This window comes from Psychrobacillus sp. FSL K6-2836, from assembly GCF_038003085.1.
Lineage (GTDB): Bacteria > Bacillota > Bacilli > Bacillales_A > Planococcaceae > Psychrobacillus.
The window spans coordinates 4204553-4222686 of sequence record NZ_JBBOOM010000001.1; the positions used below are offsets into that span (position 1 = coordinate 4204553).

27 protein-coding genes and 1 pseudogene are annotated in these 18134 nt (G+C 36.0%); 21 read left to right on the forward strand and 7 right to left on the reverse strand.

Going from position 1 to position 18134, the window contains the following annotated elements:
- Nucleotides 1–39: 39 nt before the first annotated feature.
- Entirely contained in the window at nt 40–1458 is a 1419-nt protein-coding gene (locus MKY37_RS20465; RefSeq protein WP_340779733.1) for an MFS transporter, read from the forward strand.
- A gap of 139 nt (nt 1459–1597) precedes the next feature.
- Here MKY37_RS20465 and MKY37_RS22425 read toward each other — a convergent pair.
- Nucleotides 1598–1752 (reverse strand): annotated as a pseudogene (locus MKY37_RS22425) (MBL fold metallo-hydrolase); the annotation flags it as partial.
- Nucleotides 1753–2135: 383 nt separating this feature from the next.
- Nucleotides 2136–2681 (reverse strand): cysteine hydrolase family protein, encoded by a 546-nt coding sequence (locus tag MKY37_RS20475; protein ID WP_340779735.1) that lies wholly within the window; start codon nt 2679–2681, stop codon nt 2136–2138.
- Between the two features lie 121 nt (nt 2682–2802).
- On the opposite strand from MKY37_RS20475, the gene MKY37_RS20480 reads away from it, so the two are divergent.
- A complete protein-coding gene (locus MKY37_RS20480; protein ID WP_340779736.1) occupies nt 2803–3243 on the forward strand; it encodes an Lrp/AsnC family transcriptional regulator in 441 nt (146 codons plus the stop codon).
- Nucleotides 3244–3388: 145 nt separating this feature from the next.
- Here the strand turns inward: MKY37_RS20480 and MKY37_RS20485 are convergent, their stop codons facing one another.
- Nucleotides 3389–3724 carry a winged helix-turn-helix transcriptional regulator gene (locus MKY37_RS20485; protein WP_340779737.1) on the reverse strand — a complete coding sequence of 112 codons (336 nt, stop codon included), beginning with the start codon at nt 3722–3724 and terminating at the stop codon, nt 3389–3391.
- 114 nt (nt 3725–3838) lie between these two features.
- Between MKY37_RS20485 and MKY37_RS20490 the strand changes: the two genes are divergently transcribed.
- From MKY37_RS20490 to MKY37_RS20575, 17 genes are all read left to right on the forward strand, one after another.
- The gene (locus tag MKY37_RS20490) at nt 3839–3985 is read left to right on the forward strand and encodes a hypothetical protein (RefSeq protein WP_340779738.1); all 147 of its coding nucleotides are present in this window, start codon (nt 3839–3841) and stop codon (nt 3983–3985) included.
- A gap of 42 nt (nt 3986–4027) precedes the next feature.
- Nucleotides 4028–5029 (forward strand): LLM class flavin-dependent oxidoreductase, encoded by a 1002-nt coding sequence (locus MKY37_RS20495; RefSeq protein WP_340779739.1) that lies wholly within the window; start codon nt 4028–4030, stop codon nt 5027–5029.
- 942 nt (nt 5030–5971) lie between these two features.
- The gene (locus tag MKY37_RS20505) at nt 5972–6232 is read left to right on the forward strand and encodes a metal-sensitive transcriptional regulator (protein WP_340779741.1); all 261 of its coding nucleotides are present in this window, start codon (nt 5972–5974) and stop codon (nt 6230–6232) included.
- 79 nt (nt 6233–6311) lie between these two features.
- The gene (locus MKY37_RS20510) at nt 6312–6539 is read left to right on the forward strand and encodes a sulfurtransferase TusA family protein (RefSeq protein WP_340779742.1); all 228 of its coding nucleotides are present in this window, start codon (nt 6312–6314) and stop codon (nt 6537–6539) included.
- Nucleotides 6540–6607: 68 nt separating this feature from the next.
- A complete protein-coding gene (locus tag MKY37_RS20515) occupies nt 6608–6970 on the forward strand; it encodes a rhodanese-like domain-containing protein (protein WP_340779743.1) in 363 nt (120 codons plus the stop codon).
- Between the two features lie 20 nt (nt 6971–6990).
- A complete protein-coding gene (locus MKY37_RS20520) occupies nt 6991–7287 on the forward strand; it encodes a rhodanese-like domain-containing protein (protein WP_340779746.1) in 297 nt (98 codons plus the stop codon).
- An 88-nt stretch (nt 7288–7375) separates the two neighbouring features.
- Nucleotides 7376–7621, forward strand: coding sequence for a glutaredoxin family protein (locus MKY37_RS20525; RefSeq protein WP_340779748.1), 246 nt, complete (start codon nt 7376–7378; stop codon nt 7619–7621).
- Nucleotides 7622–8017 (forward strand): DsrE/DsrF/DrsH-like family protein, encoded by a 396-nt coding sequence (locus tag MKY37_RS20530; RefSeq protein ID WP_340779749.1) that lies wholly within the window; start codon nt 7622–7624, stop codon nt 8015–8017.
- A gap of 84 nt (nt 8018–8101) precedes the next feature.
- Nucleotides 8102–8536, forward strand: a complete 435-nt coding sequence (locus MKY37_RS20535; RefSeq protein WP_340779751.1) for an OsmC family protein — start codon at nt 8102–8104, stop codon at nt 8534–8536.
- A 63-nt stretch (nt 8537–8599) separates the two neighbouring features.
- On the forward strand, nt 8600–9727 hold the full coding sequence (locus MKY37_RS20540) for an MBL fold metallo-hydrolase (protein WP_340779753.1): 1128 nt from the start codon (nt 8600–8602) through the stop codon (nt 9725–9727).
- A 92-nt stretch (nt 9728–9819) separates the two neighbouring features.
- On the forward strand, nt 9820–10602 hold the full coding sequence (locus MKY37_RS20545) for a sulfite exporter TauE/SafE family protein (protein WP_340779754.1): 783 nt from the start codon (nt 9820–9822) through the stop codon (nt 10600–10602).
- A gap of 147 nt (nt 10603–10749) precedes the next feature.
- Entirely contained in the window at nt 10750–11076 is a 327-nt protein-coding gene (gene ytxJ, locus MKY37_RS20550) for a bacillithiol system redox-active protein YtxJ (protein ID WP_340779755.1), read from the forward strand.
- A 115-nt stretch (nt 11077–11191) separates the two neighbouring features.
- Nucleotides 11192–11527, forward strand: coding sequence for a thioredoxin family protein (locus tag MKY37_RS20555; RefSeq protein WP_340779756.1), 336 nt, complete (start codon nt 11192–11194; stop codon nt 11525–11527).
- A gap of 79 nt (nt 11528–11606) precedes the next feature.
- Complete coding sequence (locus MKY37_RS20560) at nt 11607–12218, forward strand: SAM-dependent methyltransferase (protein ID WP_340779757.1); 612 nt, start codon at nt 11607–11609, stop codon at nt 12216–12218.
- A gap of 195 nt (nt 12219–12413) precedes the next feature.
- On the forward strand, nt 12414–13076 hold the full coding sequence (locus MKY37_RS20565) for a hypothetical protein (RefSeq protein WP_340779759.1): 663 nt from the start codon (nt 12414–12416) through the stop codon (nt 13074–13076).
- Nucleotides 13063–13821 carry a cytochrome c biogenesis CcdA family protein gene (locus MKY37_RS20570; RefSeq protein ID WP_340779761.1) on the forward strand — a complete coding sequence of 253 codons (759 nt, stop codon included), beginning with the start codon at nt 13063–13065 and terminating at the stop codon, nt 13819–13821. The genes MKY37_RS20565 and MKY37_RS20570 overlap by 14 nt, the downstream gene beginning before the upstream one ends.
- Nucleotides 13822–13836: 15 nt before the next feature.
- Nucleotides 13837–14415: a TlpA disulfide reductase family protein gene (locus tag MKY37_RS20575; protein ID WP_340779762.1), complete on the forward strand. Its 579-nt coding sequence runs from the start codon at nt 13837–13839 to the stop codon at nt 14413–14415.
- 194 nt (nt 14416–14609) lie between these two features.
- Here MKY37_RS20575 and MKY37_RS20580 read toward each other — a convergent pair whose 3' ends face one another.
- From MKY37_RS20580 to MKY37_RS20595, 4 genes are all read right to left on the reverse strand, one after another.
- Complete coding sequence (locus tag MKY37_RS20580) at nt 14610–14855, reverse strand: hypothetical protein (protein ID WP_340779766.1); 246 nt, start codon at nt 14853–14855, stop codon at nt 14610–14612.
- 151 nt (nt 14856–15006) lie between these two features.
- Nucleotides 15007–15294, reverse strand: a complete 288-nt coding sequence (locus MKY37_RS20585) for a spore coat protein (protein WP_340779768.1) — start codon at nt 15292–15294, stop codon at nt 15007–15009.
- Between the two features lie 19 nt (nt 15295–15313).
- Complete coding sequence (locus MKY37_RS20590) at nt 15314–15517, reverse strand: hypothetical protein (RefSeq protein WP_340779771.1); 204 nt, start codon at nt 15515–15517, stop codon at nt 15314–15316.
- A 160-nt stretch (nt 15518–15677) separates the two neighbouring features.
- Nucleotides 15678–15809 carry a hypothetical protein gene (locus MKY37_RS20595; RefSeq protein ID WP_340779772.1) on the reverse strand — a complete coding sequence of 44 codons (132 nt, stop codon included), beginning with the start codon at nt 15807–15809 and terminating at the stop codon, nt 15678–15680.
- A 215-nt stretch (nt 15810–16024) separates the two neighbouring features.
- Between MKY37_RS20595 and MKY37_RS20600 the strand changes: the two genes are divergently transcribed.
- Nucleotides 16025–16915: a PucR family transcriptional regulator gene (locus MKY37_RS20600; protein ID WP_340779774.1), complete on the forward strand. Its 891-nt coding sequence runs from the start codon at nt 16025–16027 to the stop codon at nt 16913–16915.
- A gap of 120 nt (nt 16916–17035) precedes the next feature.
- Entirely contained in the window at nt 17036–18133 is a 1098-nt protein-coding gene (locus MKY37_RS20605; protein ID WP_340779776.1) for an ABC transporter ATP-binding protein, read from the forward strand.
- Nucleotide 18134: the final 1 nt, after the last annotated feature.

The window sequence follows — 18134 nt, forward strand, 5'->3', positions numbered from 1 at the left end:
AATCAAAAATTAAACTGTAATATTGGAGGTGAAATAATTATGTCTACACATGCACAATCAATTTCACTGCCTGATCCTAAGCGGTGGAAAGCACTCGTTTTATTGTGCTTTGCGAATTTCCTTGTCATGATGGATTCTGCGATTATTCAGATTGCACTACCATCTATCAAAGAAACACTCGGTTACAGTCAAGAAAACTTACAATGGGTAATGAGTACTTTTCTGATTTTCTTTGGAGGATTTCTACTATTGGGCGGAAGATTAGCGGATTTATTCGGAAATCGAAGAATTTTTAATTTGGGTGTTATCATTTTAATTGTGTCATCTATGTTTGCAGGTTTAGCTTGGAGTGAATTGAGTTTAAACGTGTTCCGGGGAATTCAAGGATTGGGCTCTGCTTTCATTGCACCGGCAGCACTATCCCTTATCATGCTCTTGTTTTCTTCCAATAGTAAAGAAATGGGTAAAGCACTTGCTTTCTGGGGACTGTCTGGGGCAGCAGGTGGTGCTTTGGGGATTGTTTTAGGTGGCGTCATTACAGAAGTTCTTGGTTGGCGCTGGACATTATTGATTTATGTTCCATTTGGTATTATCGTACTTATATTGTCTCCAAAGCTTTTACAAAAAGTAGGACATAAAGCAACGGGGCGTGTTGATTATATAGGTGCCATTTTAGTAACTATTTCTTCTATTTTAATTGTGTATGGAATTGTAACAGCAGAACATAGTGGTTGGCAGTCGTTCAATACAATAGTTCCCTTAGCTGTTGGTGCTGTCTTGCTTATTATTTTTCTTTTGGTACAGTCCAAGAAAAAAGAACCACTATTACCACTCAATATATTCAAGACACCTAATTTAGCTATAGGAAATATTTCCGTTTTCTTAATTGCAGCATCCTGGTTTCCGCTTGTATATATACTTGTTTTATACTTGCAACAGGTTTTACAGTTTTCTCCGTTTATTGGTGCAATGGCAATGTTGCCCATGCCAGTATTCATGGCGATTTTCATGATCGTTTTAGCGGGAAAAATAATGGATAAATTTGGGATAAAGATAACCATGTTTACTGGATTTATCTTACTTGGGGCCGGAGCCATTATATTTTCTCAAACAGCTACAATAGAGGGAAATTATTTGACTAATGTGTTTTTAGCTTCGCTAATAGCATCTTTAGGAAATGCACTTGCTTATTTACCTGCTACTACGGCGTCAGTTTCAGAAGTTGAATCGGAAATGTCAGGAATTGCATCTGGTTTATACAATACCTTTTACCAAATTGGATCAGCGGTTGGTCTAGCTGTAATAGTGGCAATTGCAGGGGCAATAACTGCTTCCAGTACAGCACAATCATCGGTAGTTGCCTTAAATGACGGTTTTCAGCAGGCATTTTTCTGGTCAGGTATAATAGCATTTGTAGGTGCTCTATTAGTGCTTCTATTTGCCCGCTCACCGAAATAAGGAGAATCATTTCCATTTGTAAAGTCCCGGATTTTTTGTTCCGGGGCTTATTTTAATATGTTTTAACTATGAATAAAAACAGACAGAAATGTATTTATTCAGTTTGTATTTGCGCTTAAGATGAGTATGATTCGCCGTGGTCTGGTGGAGCCTTATCCACTTCATAGATATCTTCTTCCCAACGAGCGTACCGCCTTCTAGCTTATGTGTTGAGATTACTTCTTGAACACCTTCATACCAAACAGTATCTCCTGCTAGATATAAAGTTTTTTCTTTTGGATGTTTGAAGACAACTCGGGTATAATATGTCATCACTAAAAGATATTTTAAAATTTAATGGTAGATTCGTTGAAAAAAGGGTTTGAGCCCTACATCACAACAAAATATCCGAATACAAAGATAGTTGTATTATCTTGAATGGATTCACGCCTTGTTAACAAGATACAGTGTAATGAAAAAGACTATCCAGAAAAAATTACATCTGGACAGCCTTTCACATTTATCCCGCATTAATGGGCAGTAGTACTCTCACTTCATGGCTTGGCTATGCAACAAAGCATAAGTGGGAGACAACTGCCCGTAAACGCCCGAATGGTTCAACTAACATTTAGTGGGGGATGAAGAACCCCCACTAATTGAAGTTTCACTTTATTTATTCTTTATGATTTATTATCTTCTTACTTTAGGAAATCTTCGGTCGATTTAACATCACAATACATACCGTTAACTGCGCTAACGAACGCATAATGAACTTGATCAGCTGGAACGACTTTACCTTCATAAGACAAGTCTCGTGTTGCACATGCATCTTCAATAAGTGTAGTTTCATAGCCAAGATCCACTGCAGCTCTGACTGTGGCATCAATACACATATGTGTCATCATACCCACAACCACTACCTTAGTTATTCCTTTTTCTTTTAGTTTGCTTTCTAATTCAGTCTTTAAAAAGCTGTTAGGGAAATGTTTGATAATAATGCTTTCATTCTCCAATGGTTGAACAGTTTCATGTATTTCAGCACCCTCCGTATCCGGAAGGAAGAATCCTAGTGCAGGGTCAGCCGCGATATGTTGAACATGAAAAATGTTATCTTTGTTATTCTGTCTAAACCATTCAAGTACTTTCGCAGCACTAGCGGCCGCTTTTTCAGGGTTACTTAATTCCATATTTCCTTTTGGAAAATAGTCGTTTTGAATATCTACAATAATTAGAGCTGTGCTCATTTTTCTCCACCTCATTCAAATTATTTTGTTACACTATAATCATAGAACGTTTAATAGTTTTTATCGATAGGTTGACGAAACACTTTTATCTCTAAAAATTTCATGATGAAAGGAATTTATAATGGAACTTGATAATATTGATTTTCAAATTCTTCGGTTATTATCCGAAAATTCACGTGTTCAATGGAAAGACTTAGGTGAACAAATTCATATGACGGGACAAGCAGTAGGGAATCGTATAAAAAAACTAGAGGATAGTGGTGTAATTAAAGCTTACTCTTTAATAGTTGATGAGATGAAATTAGGACTTACTTATACTGCGTTTGTTATTATTTATATGAAAACGGCAAACCATGATTCGTTTATACGATTAATGAATGAACGAAATGAGGTAGTGGAGGTTCACCGCGTATCGGGAGAAGCCTGTTACCATATAAAAATAAAAGTCAGTTCTCCAGAACAATTGAATCTTTTTTTGGATAAAATTCTTGAGTATGGGAATTATACTGTACATTTATCCATCCAGGAGATTAAACTACAGAATCCGTTGACTGCTACATGACAAAAACGTTTTCCTTTTTCTAGGTGCATCGTTTCTATATTATTCGGGTGGTACTATTAGATTATAATAAAAAAAGCAACTTTCGGTTAGAAACTGAAAGTTGCTTTTTTTGTGTAAATTTTTTAATTTAGCATTTTCTAATCTGTTATTTTTCTTTATTATGCTCTCCCCATTGGCACATTTCTTGAATAAGAGGCCAGAGAGTTTGTCCTTTTTCAGTAAGGCTATATTCGACCTTTGGCGGAATTTGAGGATATTCCTCACGATGAACTAAGCCATCATTCTCCATTTCTTTTAATGTCGAACTCAGAGTTCTATAGGTTATTTTGCCTATCATACGTTGAAGTTCATTATATCGTACGGCACCATTTTTGGATAAATAGTAAATAACGAGCAGTTTCCATTTACCGTTGATAATAGAAAGTGTGTAGCCGAAAAAAGTCTCTTCGTTGTCTGCGACTATAACTTTGGATGTTTTCATAATTACACTATCCTCCTTGATAGTATGAGTCTAAAAAGTGCATACTTGTTTGTGTAACTATATGTACTATATAATACATTTAGATTCCAGTAAAGCCTGTATCCAACATACAGAATGGATACATTCCACGAGGATAACGACACCTATATTACCATGAATAAAGGTAGAAGGTTTCATATTCCAGATGTAATAGCTGCTAAATCTATTGGCATCGCCGGTGATATTGCGGAAGTGTTAGAGCAGTTAGTGCACAAGAGATAAGCTAATATAAAAGAAAGATAAATTATTATTAGAGGTGAAATTATGAAAAAATTTGATATATCTGTTTTATCAGTTGCACCGTTAAGACAAGGAGAAACAATGAAACAAGGGATTGATTCTGCGGTGTTATTAGCCAAGGCTGTAGATAAAATGGGCTATAAACGGATTTGGTTTGCGGAGCATCATAATCACGATGCTTATGCAAGTGCTGCCACCGTTTCGATTGTACAACATATACTAGCTAATACAAAAGATATTCGCGTAGGTTCAGGAGGTGTTATGCTCCCTAACCACTCCCCATTAGTAGTAGCTGAGCAGTTTGGAACACTAGAAACATTGTATCCAAATCGTGTAGATTTAGCACTTGGACGTGCGCCTGGAACGGATCAAAAAACCGCCGATGTGATTCGTCGATCGAATCATAATGGGGTATTTTTCTTTGAAAGAGAAGTACAAGATATTTTGCGTTTTGTAGGGGAAGAGAGTGTGCAAGGAGAGGTACGAGCTTATCCAGGTGTTGGAACGAATGTACCGGTTTTTGTATTAGGCTCCTCTACGGGTTCAGCAAAAATCGCTGCAAAACTTGGGTTGCCTTATGCATTTGGTGCTCAATTTACACCTCATGCGATGGCAGAAACGATCGCTATATATCGAGAAAATTTCCAACCATCTGCATATCTACTAGAGCCTTATGTGATAGCTTGTATTAATGTGATTGCAGCAGATTCAATGGAAGAGGCAACATTTATTTCTGCAAGTCATTTGCAGGTGTATATTGATATTTACACAAATAATTTAGGCCAGCTGATTCCACCAACTAAAAACTTCCTTGAATCGTTATCACAAGCTGAACTAGAGATTCTTCATCATCGATTAGGCTATACAATCATGGGGGATGCAGAAACTATTCGTCGTGATCTAATTGACTTTCAAGACATGTATCAAGTAGATGAAATCATCGTGATTTCTAATATTTACGAATCGAAAAAGGAAATTCAATCTTATGAGATTTTAAAACAAGTAGTGGATGAGCTATTTGAATGAACAATAGAGCTACATTAGAAGTACTACTCAGTTGAAGTCACCTACCAATGCTGAAGAGGCTGGGACAGAAGTGAAAATTTTATTGGATAAGGAGAAACCTTTACTAAATAATGGATATTTAATAAAATTGATTGGAATGGAGGGGCGACTCCTACGGGAATAGCGTGATGCCTGAGACTACAGGCTCAGGCCACGCCCGTGGAAAGCGTCCTTGGAATGGAAATCAATTTTGTGCACAGCAAAAAAACAGCATTTTTCTCACAGAGAAAAATGCTGTTTTGGGGTTCTGTCCCAGCCTTTTTTCAAATTATTCGAAAGCCTTAATACAAGTGTTTCCCCACAAACTTTTTCCACTTTATCCAAGAACCTTCATCTTCGTATTTTTAGGCTAGATAAAACCATAGATACCAAATATTTTGTGTTTAGGATGTGCAATCACAGTGGCTTGAGTTCGTTCGCATACAATCTTGGATTTAATGAGCCCGTAATACCACTATAGTTTTGGACATTGGCAAAGTTTATATGACTGGATAATCCCTTCAGATAGGGCTGCAAAATTAGAGGATAACGGAGTGATTGATGGTATATAATTAAAGTAAATCAAGATAAATTAGGATATTATATATTTGCTTTTATTACCTTTCTTAGACAATGCACTTATCATCAATCTTATTTAACGTTTATTAAAACACAAGAAACATACATAAACCATAACTATAAAATGAGAGGTGACGGTTGTTATCTTCTCGGATACAAATTTCTATTTTATTATATATTAGATAGATTTCTGGAAGACTTAAACGAACATGCAAATTATCCATTGTCATCAATAAGTAGTGTTCATCAATAGAGTAAGCTCATTTGTCAATGTTGACAATATACCAGAGAGGGTATATCATACAGCATGTCAGTAGTTTTGTGATTAATAGAGAGGAGAATTCCATGGAATACAATGATCAAATGAAAAACAGAGTAAAGCGTATGGAAGGTCAACTTCGGGGAATCTTGAAAATGATGGAAGAAAACAAAGATTGTAAAGAAGTCATTACGCAGTTGTCAGCTGTTCGTTCAGCAGTAGACAGAACAATTGGTGTGATAGTGAGTTCAAACTTAGTTGAATGTGTTCAAGATGCCGGAGTAAATGGAGAAAAAACAGACGAAATGATTAAAGAAGCTGTCAACTTGCTTGTAAAAAGCAGATGAAACTCAAGGGTTGACATCTTTTTTTTCTTTCGTTATGATACCCATAGGGGTAATTGTGAAAAGAAAAGGAGGAATAAAAATGAATGCTGATAAAGTATTAGATGCAAAAGGATTAGCATGCCCAATGCCAATCGTAAAAAGTAGAATGGCCATAAATGAACTTGAAGGGGGGCAAATACTAGAGGTTCACACAACAGATAAGGGAGCTAAAAACGACTTTCCAGCCTGGGCTAAATCTGGTGGGCACGAGCTTCTGAAACATGAGGAAGAAAATGATGTATTAAAGTTTTGGATTAAAAAGGGCTAATTCTATTTTTTTATACAATTTTATACCCATAGGGGTAAATAAACAATGTCTATAAAGGTGGTAAAGATTTGGAATACGCAACTTACATCGTTATTGTTCTTATATTGCTTTTCATCTTACAACGCGTTCTACCAACAAAAGGTGTTAGGCATATTTCAACAACTGATTTAAATGAGGAGTTAAATAACAAAAATAAACAATTTGTTGATGTACGAACACCTGGAGAATTTAAAGGAAATCACATTAAAGGCTTTAAAAATATTCCTCTCCATCAACTTTCTCAGAAAGCGGAGAAGGAGCTTTCAAAGGAAAAAGAAGTGATTATCATTTGCCAAAGTGGAATGAGGAGCCAAAAAGCCAGTAAGATGCTCCAAAAAATAGGCTTTACAAAAGTGACAAATGTAAAAGGCGGCATGAGCAACTGGAGATAGTAGAATAAGGGGGACTTACAATGAAAGAAATGACTGCAAAAGAAGTAGAAACTTTAATAAATGAAGGAAAGCTATTAAATATCATCGATGTGCGTGAGGTAGATGAAGTAGCAGAAGGGAAAATTCCTGGAGCAATAAACATTCCATTAGGATTAGTCGAATTTCGTATGCATGAATTAGATAAATCAAAAGAATATATCATAGTTTGCCGTTCAGGAGGAAGAAGTGGCCGTGCAACACAATTCCTTGAAGACCAAGGTCATAAAGTGATCAATATGCAAGGTGGCATGCTTTCTTGGGAGGGCAATATAGAGTAAAATTTTTTAATAGTTTTAATACCCATGCCCGTATTAAAGTAGTGGTATGAAAAGGATTTATAAATAATGAGTGAGGAGAGATTTGAAAATGAATTCAGTAACAGTTTACACAACAACACAATGCCCGTATTGTGTCATGTTAAAGAACTTTTTATCAGAACAAAACATCCCTTTTAATGAAGTGAATGTTGAAACACAACCTGAAGTTATGCAACGACTTGTTAAAACGACGGGGCAAATGGGGGTACCACAAACTGAAGTGAATGGTCAATGGATTGTAGGCTTTGATCCTAATAATATCATGACCGCATTAAGAAATCAGGGGGAAAAATAAATGAATAAAAAAGTAGCAATTATCGCAAGCAATGGTGGATTATTTGATGCCTACAAAGTGTTTAATATCGCAACTGCAGCTGCAGCAACAGATCAAGAAGTAGCTATTTTCTTCACATTCGAAGGCCTAAACTTAATCCATAAAGAGGCTAATCAGCAACTTCCGATGCCGGAAGGAAAAGAGCATTTTGCAGAAGGATTTACGAAAGCTAATGTTCCAGCTATCCCAGATTTGCTTGCTATGGCAAAAGAAATGGGTGTTACATTCATTGGCTGTCAAATGACAATGGATGTTATGGGATTAGATAAAGAGGATTTTATAGATGGAATTGAAGTAGGCGGTGCTGTCACATTTTTAGAATTTGCTAAAGACGCGGACGTAACATTGACATTTTAACTTCATTCAGTAGATGTCTTCTACTTCTAAAAATAGAGGGTGTTAACGCTATTTATTATAAATTTTAATGGAGGAATGGTATAGATGGCTGATATGAATACAAATGTAAATATCGTTTGGCATGGTGGAGCAACAGGGAATGGGATGCTTAAAGCAGAGTATCTTCATACAAAAGTTGCTATTCCAACCTCTTTAGGGGGCAGTGGGCACGGGGCAGATCCAAAAGAGCTACTCGTTTCTTCAGCAGCAACTTGTTTTATAGCAACTCTTACTTATATGCTGGAAAGCAGAAAACTACCAGTAGTAGAACATACAATAAATTCAGAGGTCATGATATCAAAAGATGGGTTTAATATAATTCACTATCCACAAATCATTTTATCTGCGGATGCAACAGAAGCACAAATTCAATCTGCACAAAGAGCAATAGATGGAGCAGATAAAGGGTGCGAAGTCGGGAATTTATTGAAAAAAGCAGGTGTTACTATTGAGGTACAGGGTAAAGTTTTTTTGAAATAAAGACGCATTATAACTTGAATATTATATTTTTTTGTAAAAATATATACCCTAGGAGGTAAAGGTATGAGTATAAATACTATGATTTCAAAAGAAGTAACTAAAAAAGTAGTTAACAAAGAAGAACTATTTATTTTAGATGTTCGAAATGCAAGTGATTTCGCAGACTGGAAAATCGAAGGTGAAAACTTTGTTTATCTAAATGTTCCATACTTCGAATTAATGGATGGTGTGGAAGGAATCCTGGATGAGATTCCTACTGATAAAGATGTACTTGTCGTTTGTGCAAAAGGACGTTCATCTATCATGGTTGCAGAGATGCTAACTGAGGCGGGACTTTCTGTTTTTTCCCTAGACGGTGGAATGAAAGCATGGAGTGAATATTTATCACCTGTTAAAGTGGGGGATCTAAAAGATGGGGGAGAGATTTATCAGTTTGTACGTATTGGTAAGGGGTGCTTGTCTTACATGATCGTCTCAAACGGTGAGGCAGCCATTATCGATTCGGCAAGAACGACGGATATCTATCTTGAATTTGCAGATCGTATTGGCGCAAAAGTTACACATGTATTTGATACACATCTACATGCCGATCATATTTCTGGTGGAAGAAAGCTTGCTGAAAAAACAAGCGCAACCTACTGGCTTCCCCCAAAAGATGCTGTAGATGTAACATTTGATTACCAACCATTAGAAGATGGAAATGAAGTGACAATTGGTAATACTTCTATAAATATTCATGCATTATATTCACCAGGTCACACAATCGGGTCAACATCCTTTGTTGTGGATGAAAAGTTCTTACTATCCGGCGATATTTTATTTATCGATTCAATTGGTAGACCAGACCTTGCCGGTTTAGCAGAAGACTGGGTAAAAGATTTAAGAGAAAGTCTCTACGCAAGATACAGAGCATTATCTGGGGAGCTAATCGTTTTACCAGCACACTTTATGATCATCGATGAATTAAATGCAGATGGAAGTGTATCTGAAAAGTTAAGTACACTTTACGAAACAAATCATGGGCTAAATATAGAAGATGAAAATGAATTTAGAAAGCTTGTGACTGAAAATTTACCGCCCCAGCCAAATGCATATCAAGAGATTCGAGAAACGAATATGGGGATATTGAACCCTGATGAAGAAAAACAACGTGATATGGAAATTGGACCAAATCGTTGTTCGGTTCGTTAAAGTAATCAGTTTCTGATAAGGTATTTTCAAAAGAATTACAGGGAATCAAAGAGGGAGCCGCAACAGGTTCCCTTTTTAAAAGGAGGAGGAAAATGGATATAGGTTTTATTGTTACCATCTTCTTCATTGGATTGATAGGCTCGTTTATTTCTGGAATGTTAGGAATAGGTGGATCCATTATTAATTTCCCGATGCTGTTGTATATCCCTTCTGCACTTGGTATTGCCCAGTTTACAGCCCATGAAGTGTCAGGAATAACTGCCATCCAAGTATTTTTTGCTACGATTGGTGGAGTCTATGCTTATCGAAAAGGTGAATTTTTAAATAATAAATTGATTGCTTACATGGGTGCTAGTATTCTAATCGGTAGTTTCTTTGGGGGATTAGGTTCTACGCAAATGCCTGAAAGTGGAATCAATTTCGTATATGGAATTTTGGCAATTATTGCGGTCATCATGATGATAATACCTAAAAAAGGACTTGATGACATACCCCTTGAACAAGTAAAGTTTAATAAATGGCTTGGTGCATTGCTCGCATTAATCGTTGGAGTTGGGGCAGGTATTGTCGGTGCAGGCGGGGCGTTTTTGTTAGTACCTATTATGCTTACCGTTTTAAAAATACCTACAAGAATGACAATTGCTTCTTCCTTAGCGATAACACTTATTTCATCAATAGGTGCCATCGCCGGAAAAGTATCGACTGGGCAAGTGGAATTCTTACCATCACTTATCATGGTGGCTGCTAGCTTACTTGCCGCACCACTTGGGGCTATGGTTGGAAAAAAGGTAAATACAAAAGTGTTAAAAATGATTTTAGCAATATTAATATTTGTAACGGCAGTTAAAATTTGGATAGATATATTAGTTTTTTAAAATTAATAAGCTCCTTTCATGGAGGAGGATTATATATGAATTCAGCAATGGTGATTAGATGAGCACAAGGTCTAAACTAGCTGCTTAGGTGGCACTTTTCACGCAGTCCATTCGACGCTAGTTGGAATGTTGGAGGTTAAACCACATATGAAACGGATAAAATCGATAGAAGCTTGGCGAGAGTTATTGGAAAAGTCCAAAGAACAGCCATTTCTTCTATTTAAATTCAGCAAGACATGTCAAAGCAGCTTATCAGCTATGAAAGAAGTACAAGCGCTTGAAACAGAACTTCCTAAATACATAGTCATTGTACAGGAGGACAGAAGTGTTTCAAACACGATAGAAAAAGATCTCAGGGTAAAGCATGAGTCCCCTCAACTTCTAATCTTGAAAGATGGAAAAGGAATTTGGCAGGCTACTCACTACAAAATAAAGAAGTCTCTATTAAACGAGGCAATAAATACGTATGTTTGATTAGTAGCGCCTATGACTGTTCAAGAATTAGGTCAGCTCTTTTATGGGGGTTGAACAAAATATTAATAGTGACTGAGAATCACAAAATTATTCCTCTGAAAAGAAAGGAGAAGATATGGTTACATTAACATCGATCAACTCAGTAGAAAAGTTTATCGAAGACCACAAGTTTAGTTTTTTATATGTATCAAGAACTAATTGTGGAGTTTGTCATGCTATACTGCCTCAGCTGAAGGATTTACTGAAAGAATTCCCACTAATACAGCTAGGGCATATAAATGCAGATGATGTCGAAGAAATAGCTGGATGTCTTTCGGTTCTTACTGTACCAGCACTACTATTATTTGTAGATGGTAAAGAAATTTTAAGGGAAGCACGATTTGTTCAAATGCAATCTTTGCATGAAAAAATAAGCAAAATTTATAACATGATTGTTGAGGAATCGGATTGATTTTAGTTCATTCAGTTTCATAGAAAACATTTAACTTAACGTTTAAAGATACAAAACTATACATGAAAGGATGATTAAAATGAACCATTGGAATGAACGTTTTCAAACAGAGGATTATGTTTATGGCAGGGAACCGAATGCTTTCTTGACGGAATTTCAGAAGAAAATAAAAGTTTCGGGTAAGGCTCTTGCCATTGCTGAAGGGGAAGGGCGTAATGCGGTTTACTTAGCGGAGCAGGGAATGAAAGTCACAGCATGGGATTATGCGGAATCTGGGCTCGCGAAAACAAATAAGCTCGCAGATGAACGTGGGGTAGCGGTCACGACTGAGCTTGTAGACTTAAACGAAGCAAAATGGAGTAGAGCTAATTGGGATGAAATTGTATGTATCTTTGGTCATTTCCCGACAGAGCTTCGGCACAAAACACTTCAAGGTGTAAAAGAAGCTGTAAAGCCAGGTGGTTATTTTCTGACAGAGGTGTATTCACATTATCAAATTCCTTATAAAAGTGGCGGGCCGCAAGAGCTAGACTTTTTATACAAACCGGAAGAGTTTTTGAAAATCTTTGCTGAATGGCGCATTGTTCACTTTTTCATGGGAGAAGTTGTCCGCCATGAAGGAGAATTCCATAATGGGGAGTCACATGTAATCCAATTTGTTGGGCAAAAACCAAAGGAGCAAAGGAATTAAAGCGAAAATATTGGGGTTGGAAATGATTTGATATAGTTAATCAATAATAAAACACGACTCCGAAAAATTAGTGCGAGTCGTCTTTTTTAATATTGCTATTTAAGCTTATTTAATTGAATGAGTACTCAATTTCATCAGACTTTCACAAAGCTTTAGTAATATAGACAGGAAGCAATAAGTCGGGAGGGTTTAACTGTGACACTGTCGAGTATACAATCTTCAATTGCTATTATCATTTTAAGCTTTAGTATGGGATTTCTCACTTACTACTTTATAAGTGATTTAGCAAAAGAAAAGAAGAAAATTCATATGGAAGAAACGTTGGATCAACTGATAAATTTTGTTATTTTTATTTGGGTTGGAAAAATCATTTTAAACTTTTCGATTTTTATAGTTGATCCGATGGCCATATTGTCTTATCCAAGTAACTCACTTGCATTTTACTTAGCTGCTCTATTTAGTGTGATAACAATTGTGATTCAATCTAAACGTAGAAGAATTGATGTGCTACCATTTTTTAATGCATTTATACAAATATTTTTAGTTACTTCATTTGTGTATGAATTTACTCAAATAATTTGGAATGGCAATACATATTCAATTGGCTATATGGGTTTAGTCGCTTTGTTATTAGTTGTATTTGTAATCATGCGCGATCATGTATCCCCACACTGGTTGAATCTATTCATATTCCTCGGATGGACCATAGGTAGCTTAGGTTTGGCAGTTAAGATGCCAATCATGATGGTGTTTGGGTATACTTTGGCACCATGGTTTTTAGTTTTAATGCTCCTTATAAGTTGTCTACTAATTATTTATCAGAAAAAGAAAGAGGGTGCCATAAGTGGGGGGAATTGAGACAGATACGATGTTAGGGTTAGGGATGTTTTTAGCATTAGGAGCAGGGGCATTATCTTTTTTATCGCCTTGTGTGCTACCGATTTTTCCCGCGTACCTATCCTATATTACTGGAATCAGTGTCAAGGAACTGCAGGGAAATCATGATAATACAATACGAACTAAATTATTAAGTCATTCCGTATTTTTTTTGTTAGGTGTATCCCTTGTTTTTATTGGCTTAGGCATGGGAGCTTCTTATTTAGGGCAATTTATTCAAACATTATTAGTAGGTGATACTGGGCTCCTTATTCAACGTTTAGCCGGAGTGTTAATTATCTTCATGGGGCTTTTCGTTGGAGGTTGGATTAATATTACAATGCTAATGAAGGAAAGACGTTTTCAATCTGCAAAAAGACCAGTGGGCTATGTAGGTACTTTTTTGGTGGGCATGGGTTTTGCTGCTGGTTGGACACCGTGTATTGGGCCAATCTTCGGTTCCATTTTATTCTTGGCAGCCAGTAATCCAGCTCAAGGAATTATATACACGGTAATGTATGCATTGGGGTTTGCATTGCCATTTCTTCTCTTGACGTTCTTCCTAGGATCAACCAAGTGGATCACTCGACATAGTCAAGTAATAATGAAAACAGGCGCGGTGATTATGATAATTATGGGATTGATCTTATTTACTGGTCAAATGCCGCGCATCACTGAGTTTTTACTGAAACTAGTGCAAGATACATGGTTTGATAAATTAGGATGAAGGAGGTAATGAGAAATGAAAAAGGCGATTCTTATTATTATAGTAATGGGGATGCTTGGTTGGTCAGTCTATGAGTTTCTATTCGCTTCAAATGAAAAAACTACTCAAGAAGAGAATAAACTAACAAACCAGCAGATAAATAATCCAGTAGAAGTGGAAGAATCCAATGAGGTAGGAATTCGTAAAGGTGAGATTGCCCCTGATTTTGAACTCACTACATTAGATGGTGAGACAGTCCAGTTGTCAGATTACAAAGGTAAGCGAGTCATGCTGAACTTCTGGGCAACATGGTGTCCGCCTTGCCGCGCCGAGATGCCTGATATGGAAAAGTTCCAGAAAAATAAGGATGTACAAGTTTTGGCTGTGAATTTAACCGAAACAGAATCGAATCAGGATAATGTACAAAAATTTGTAGATGAATTGAACCTAACGTTGACAACTCCATTAGATGATCAATCTGCTGTTTCAAACGAATATAAGGTTATGGCTTATCCAACTACCTATATGATTGACTCGAATGGACGCATTCAATTTATCACGATGGGTGCAATGAATTACGACTTCATGGTACAGCAATTTGAAATGATGCAATAGGTTTCTTCCATCGTATAAAATTAGAATAGCAATTATTCTTATAAAACAAGGATCGTTGATGATGATAAAATGTAGAGATATTTATGAATTGATATTCTATTGTAAACAACACCGCTCATATTAAATAACGGTGTTGTTTGCATTTAAAATAATAGAACAATCTAAATAATAACCAGATATGTGAGGAATTAATGTTATATCGAATTTTGTTTAGTAATTAATGTATGACTAATTGTTTTAGTTAAAACTCCCCCATTAAAGTCAAGCCACTTTTCTTTTTCTCGCTCTACTGCCCGATTTTGCCATTCAAACCAAATGAATGAACATTCACTACAATGACTCTCTACACCACTATTATTATGCAAATCTCTACGTATAAATAAAGTCCTTTTGCGACAGCAGTAGCAATAAATTATTTTCTCATCATGTTTTATTATCATAATAATCTTCCCCTCCAATATACAATATTAATTGTCTATTACTTGGAAATTTATTCTTAAAACAAAAAAGACTGTAGATAAACTCAATTTTACCGAGTTTATCCACAGTCTAAACCGTACATTAAAAATACGCTTATACGTTTTTCTAAAACTAGTCATCTGGATTTAGGTTATTTTGCATAAGCTCCTGTACTTTGTCAACCTGCTCCTTAGATGCAAGCTCGGTCTTATACCAGCCTTTGTTACTCATTATCTTAAAAAGCAGATAGTGGTTGGAGCTCGCATTTTCAAAACATTGTTCATAAATTTCACGTAGCTGCTGATGTGTGGTCTCTAATATTGTATTGTTAATACTGCGGCAGCGCCCCTTCTCCAGCTCTAGACAAAGCTGAAGCATTTCACGGTCTGTTAAACCACGTCCTGCGATATTATTTGGCATATGAACCCACCTTTTGAAGTTATTGAGTGTTGTTAGTACGATTAAAGTATTGGGAGAGGCTAGCAATTTTTAACTGGTGTTTTTCCGCTATTTCTTCCATTATTTTTCTTAGCTCTTGGTCTTTGCATTGTGTTGCACACCAATTCATCGTTTTCGCAATTATTTCCTCTCCACGTATTTCATCTTCCATAAATGCCAATTCTTTCATCGTTAGAACGGTCACTTTATTTCACCTCCCAAACAATTAATAGTAAAGTTAGTATTGTTTGTATTTATCTATTTTATCCTTTAAAAAAGTCTTATAAATTTTGATAATTAAATACATCTTTAACGACCACGACTAATAATCTAAGCTTGGTTGATTAATTATCCTTGCCAGTAATTTAAAAAACTAGGGCGTTAGAATTAACGTGTGTTGGCAGAACTTCCTCATGGTCGTTTTCGGTATAGAATTCTTCTCGGATAGCAATATTTGCTTCAGCTGGTTCCAAATCTAAAAAATCTTCTTTTTTCAACCTTTTCCCCCCTTTAACTAACTATCAGTATGAAACAAAAATGGAGAAAAATTCAGTATCTAACTTAATTATTAATACATTACTACATAGCTATTGTGAAGTAGCATTTGTTCTATCCTTATCTAGTTTCATTAATCATAATTTAATTGTATAGTATTGGTAATAGATAGAGATAAATTCTTGGATTGTAATTCTTTTTGAAAGAAGGTTGTATAATGATTAATCAATTAAGAAAAATTTACTCGTCTGTAAAAGTATATAAAGACGGTTCCGATGATTTAAGCATAGATTATAAATGGTTTACCACAGACAAAAATGAAATAATTGGTATCCGTAATGACGAATTAACCTCAAAAGATATCTCGTTATTAACTACTTTTCTATCTCCGTATAATGTGCAGTTCCCGACACCAACAGAAGCAGAAAAAAACTGGAGGAAAATTATTTTTTCTGCAGAATTGATGGAAGAAAAGGATTGGAAACCGAGTAACTCTTTTCGGTTCGTTTATTTTTCGTTCAATAAAAATCAAATTGAACCCGTTTTGTTTAAGGATGCCATAGAGGCACTTTTTGATAAGCAAGTACCTATTTTATGGGAGAGCGAGCACGAAGGATTTATCATAGAGCAACAAATGCAAGAAGAGGAAAGTATTTCATATGAGCAGATAATCGATATTTTAATGAGTGATTTATATGTGAAAATTAACTTTTTTGTAGGACCATACAAAAAGGATATAGCGGATATTACACTTCACTATAATTCATTGACCAATGTGGCCAAACGCGTTTTCCTTTATACGAACAAATCGGTAGTGACGTATGTGGAAGCTATACCGTTTATACTTACAAAGCAGACCGAGGCTGAATTACGATTGGATATTTCTAAAACTATATTGCAAGAGTACATACACGACGCAGAGACGATTAAAATGATTGAGACTTTTTTAAAGTGTAACTTAAATCTTTCAGAGACTGCTAAAGTACTCCATCTGCACCGCAACAGTCTTCAATATCGATTGGAGCGTTTTTTTGATAAGACCGGGATCGATATTCGCCAATTCCATGATGCAATGACGGTATCCTTGGCATTAATAGCTAGAAAATGATTTTTGGTAAACATACACTAAATTCTTCTTTATCTTTGTGCACTATTCCCATTTCTTGAAAATTTAAAATATAGTATTCTATTAGTAATGAAAGCACTTTCAATTCAAGGGGGAAATAGGATGGCTGAACTTAAATTAGTAAATATTAAAAAGGTATATGACAATAACGTAGTTTCTGTAGAAGACTTCAATTTGGAAATACGAGATAAAGAATTTTTAGTATTAGTTGGTCCTTCTGGTTGTGGTAAATCGACGACATTACGTATGATTGCTGGATTAGAGGAGATTTCTTCAGGGGATTTATTTATCGGTGATAAACGCGTAAATGATGTACCACCAAAAGATCGTAATATTGCGATGGTATTCCAAAACTACGCGCTATATCCACATATGGACGTTTATAATAATATGGCTTTTGGGCTGAAGCTTCGCAAATTTAAAAAAGATGAGATTAAAAAACGTGTAGATAATGCTGCAAAAATTTTAGGGCTGGAGAGCCTATTGAATCGTAAGCCAAAAGCTCTTTCTGGTGGTCAACGTCAGCGTGTAGCGCTTGGTAGAGCAATCGTACGTGATGCGGAAGTGTTCTTAATGGATGAACCACTATCTAACTTAGATGCAAAGCTTCGTGTGCAAATGCGCGCAGAAATTCAAAAATTACATAGTCGTCTGCAAACGACAACTATTTATGTAACGCATGACCAAACAGAGGCAATGACAATGGCTACGAGATTAGTAGTTATGAAAGACGGGGTCATTCAACAGGTTGGTGCACCAAAAGAGGTATATGACGAGCCGGATAATGTATTTGTTGGTGGATTTATTGGATCTCCAGCGATGAATTTCTTAAATGGTAAATTGGTTGGTAATTATTTTGTGATGGATGATGTAAAGTTACTTGTTCCTGATGGCAGACTTAAAATTCTTAAAGAACGTGGGTATGACGGAAAAGATGTTATTCTTGGTATACGTCCAGAGGATATTAATGACGAGCAAGTTTTCTTAGACTTCTCTCCTGAAACGAAAGTGAGTGCATCTGTAGAGGTTGCTGAGTTAATGGGAGCAGAAATTATTCTTTATTCGCAAGTGAACAATCAAAACTTCGTTGCTCGAATTGACTCGCGTTTCAATATTTCAGCAGGAGATACAATTGACTTAGCATTTGATCTTAGTAAAGCACATTTCTTTGATAAGGAAACGGAACAACGCATTAAATAGA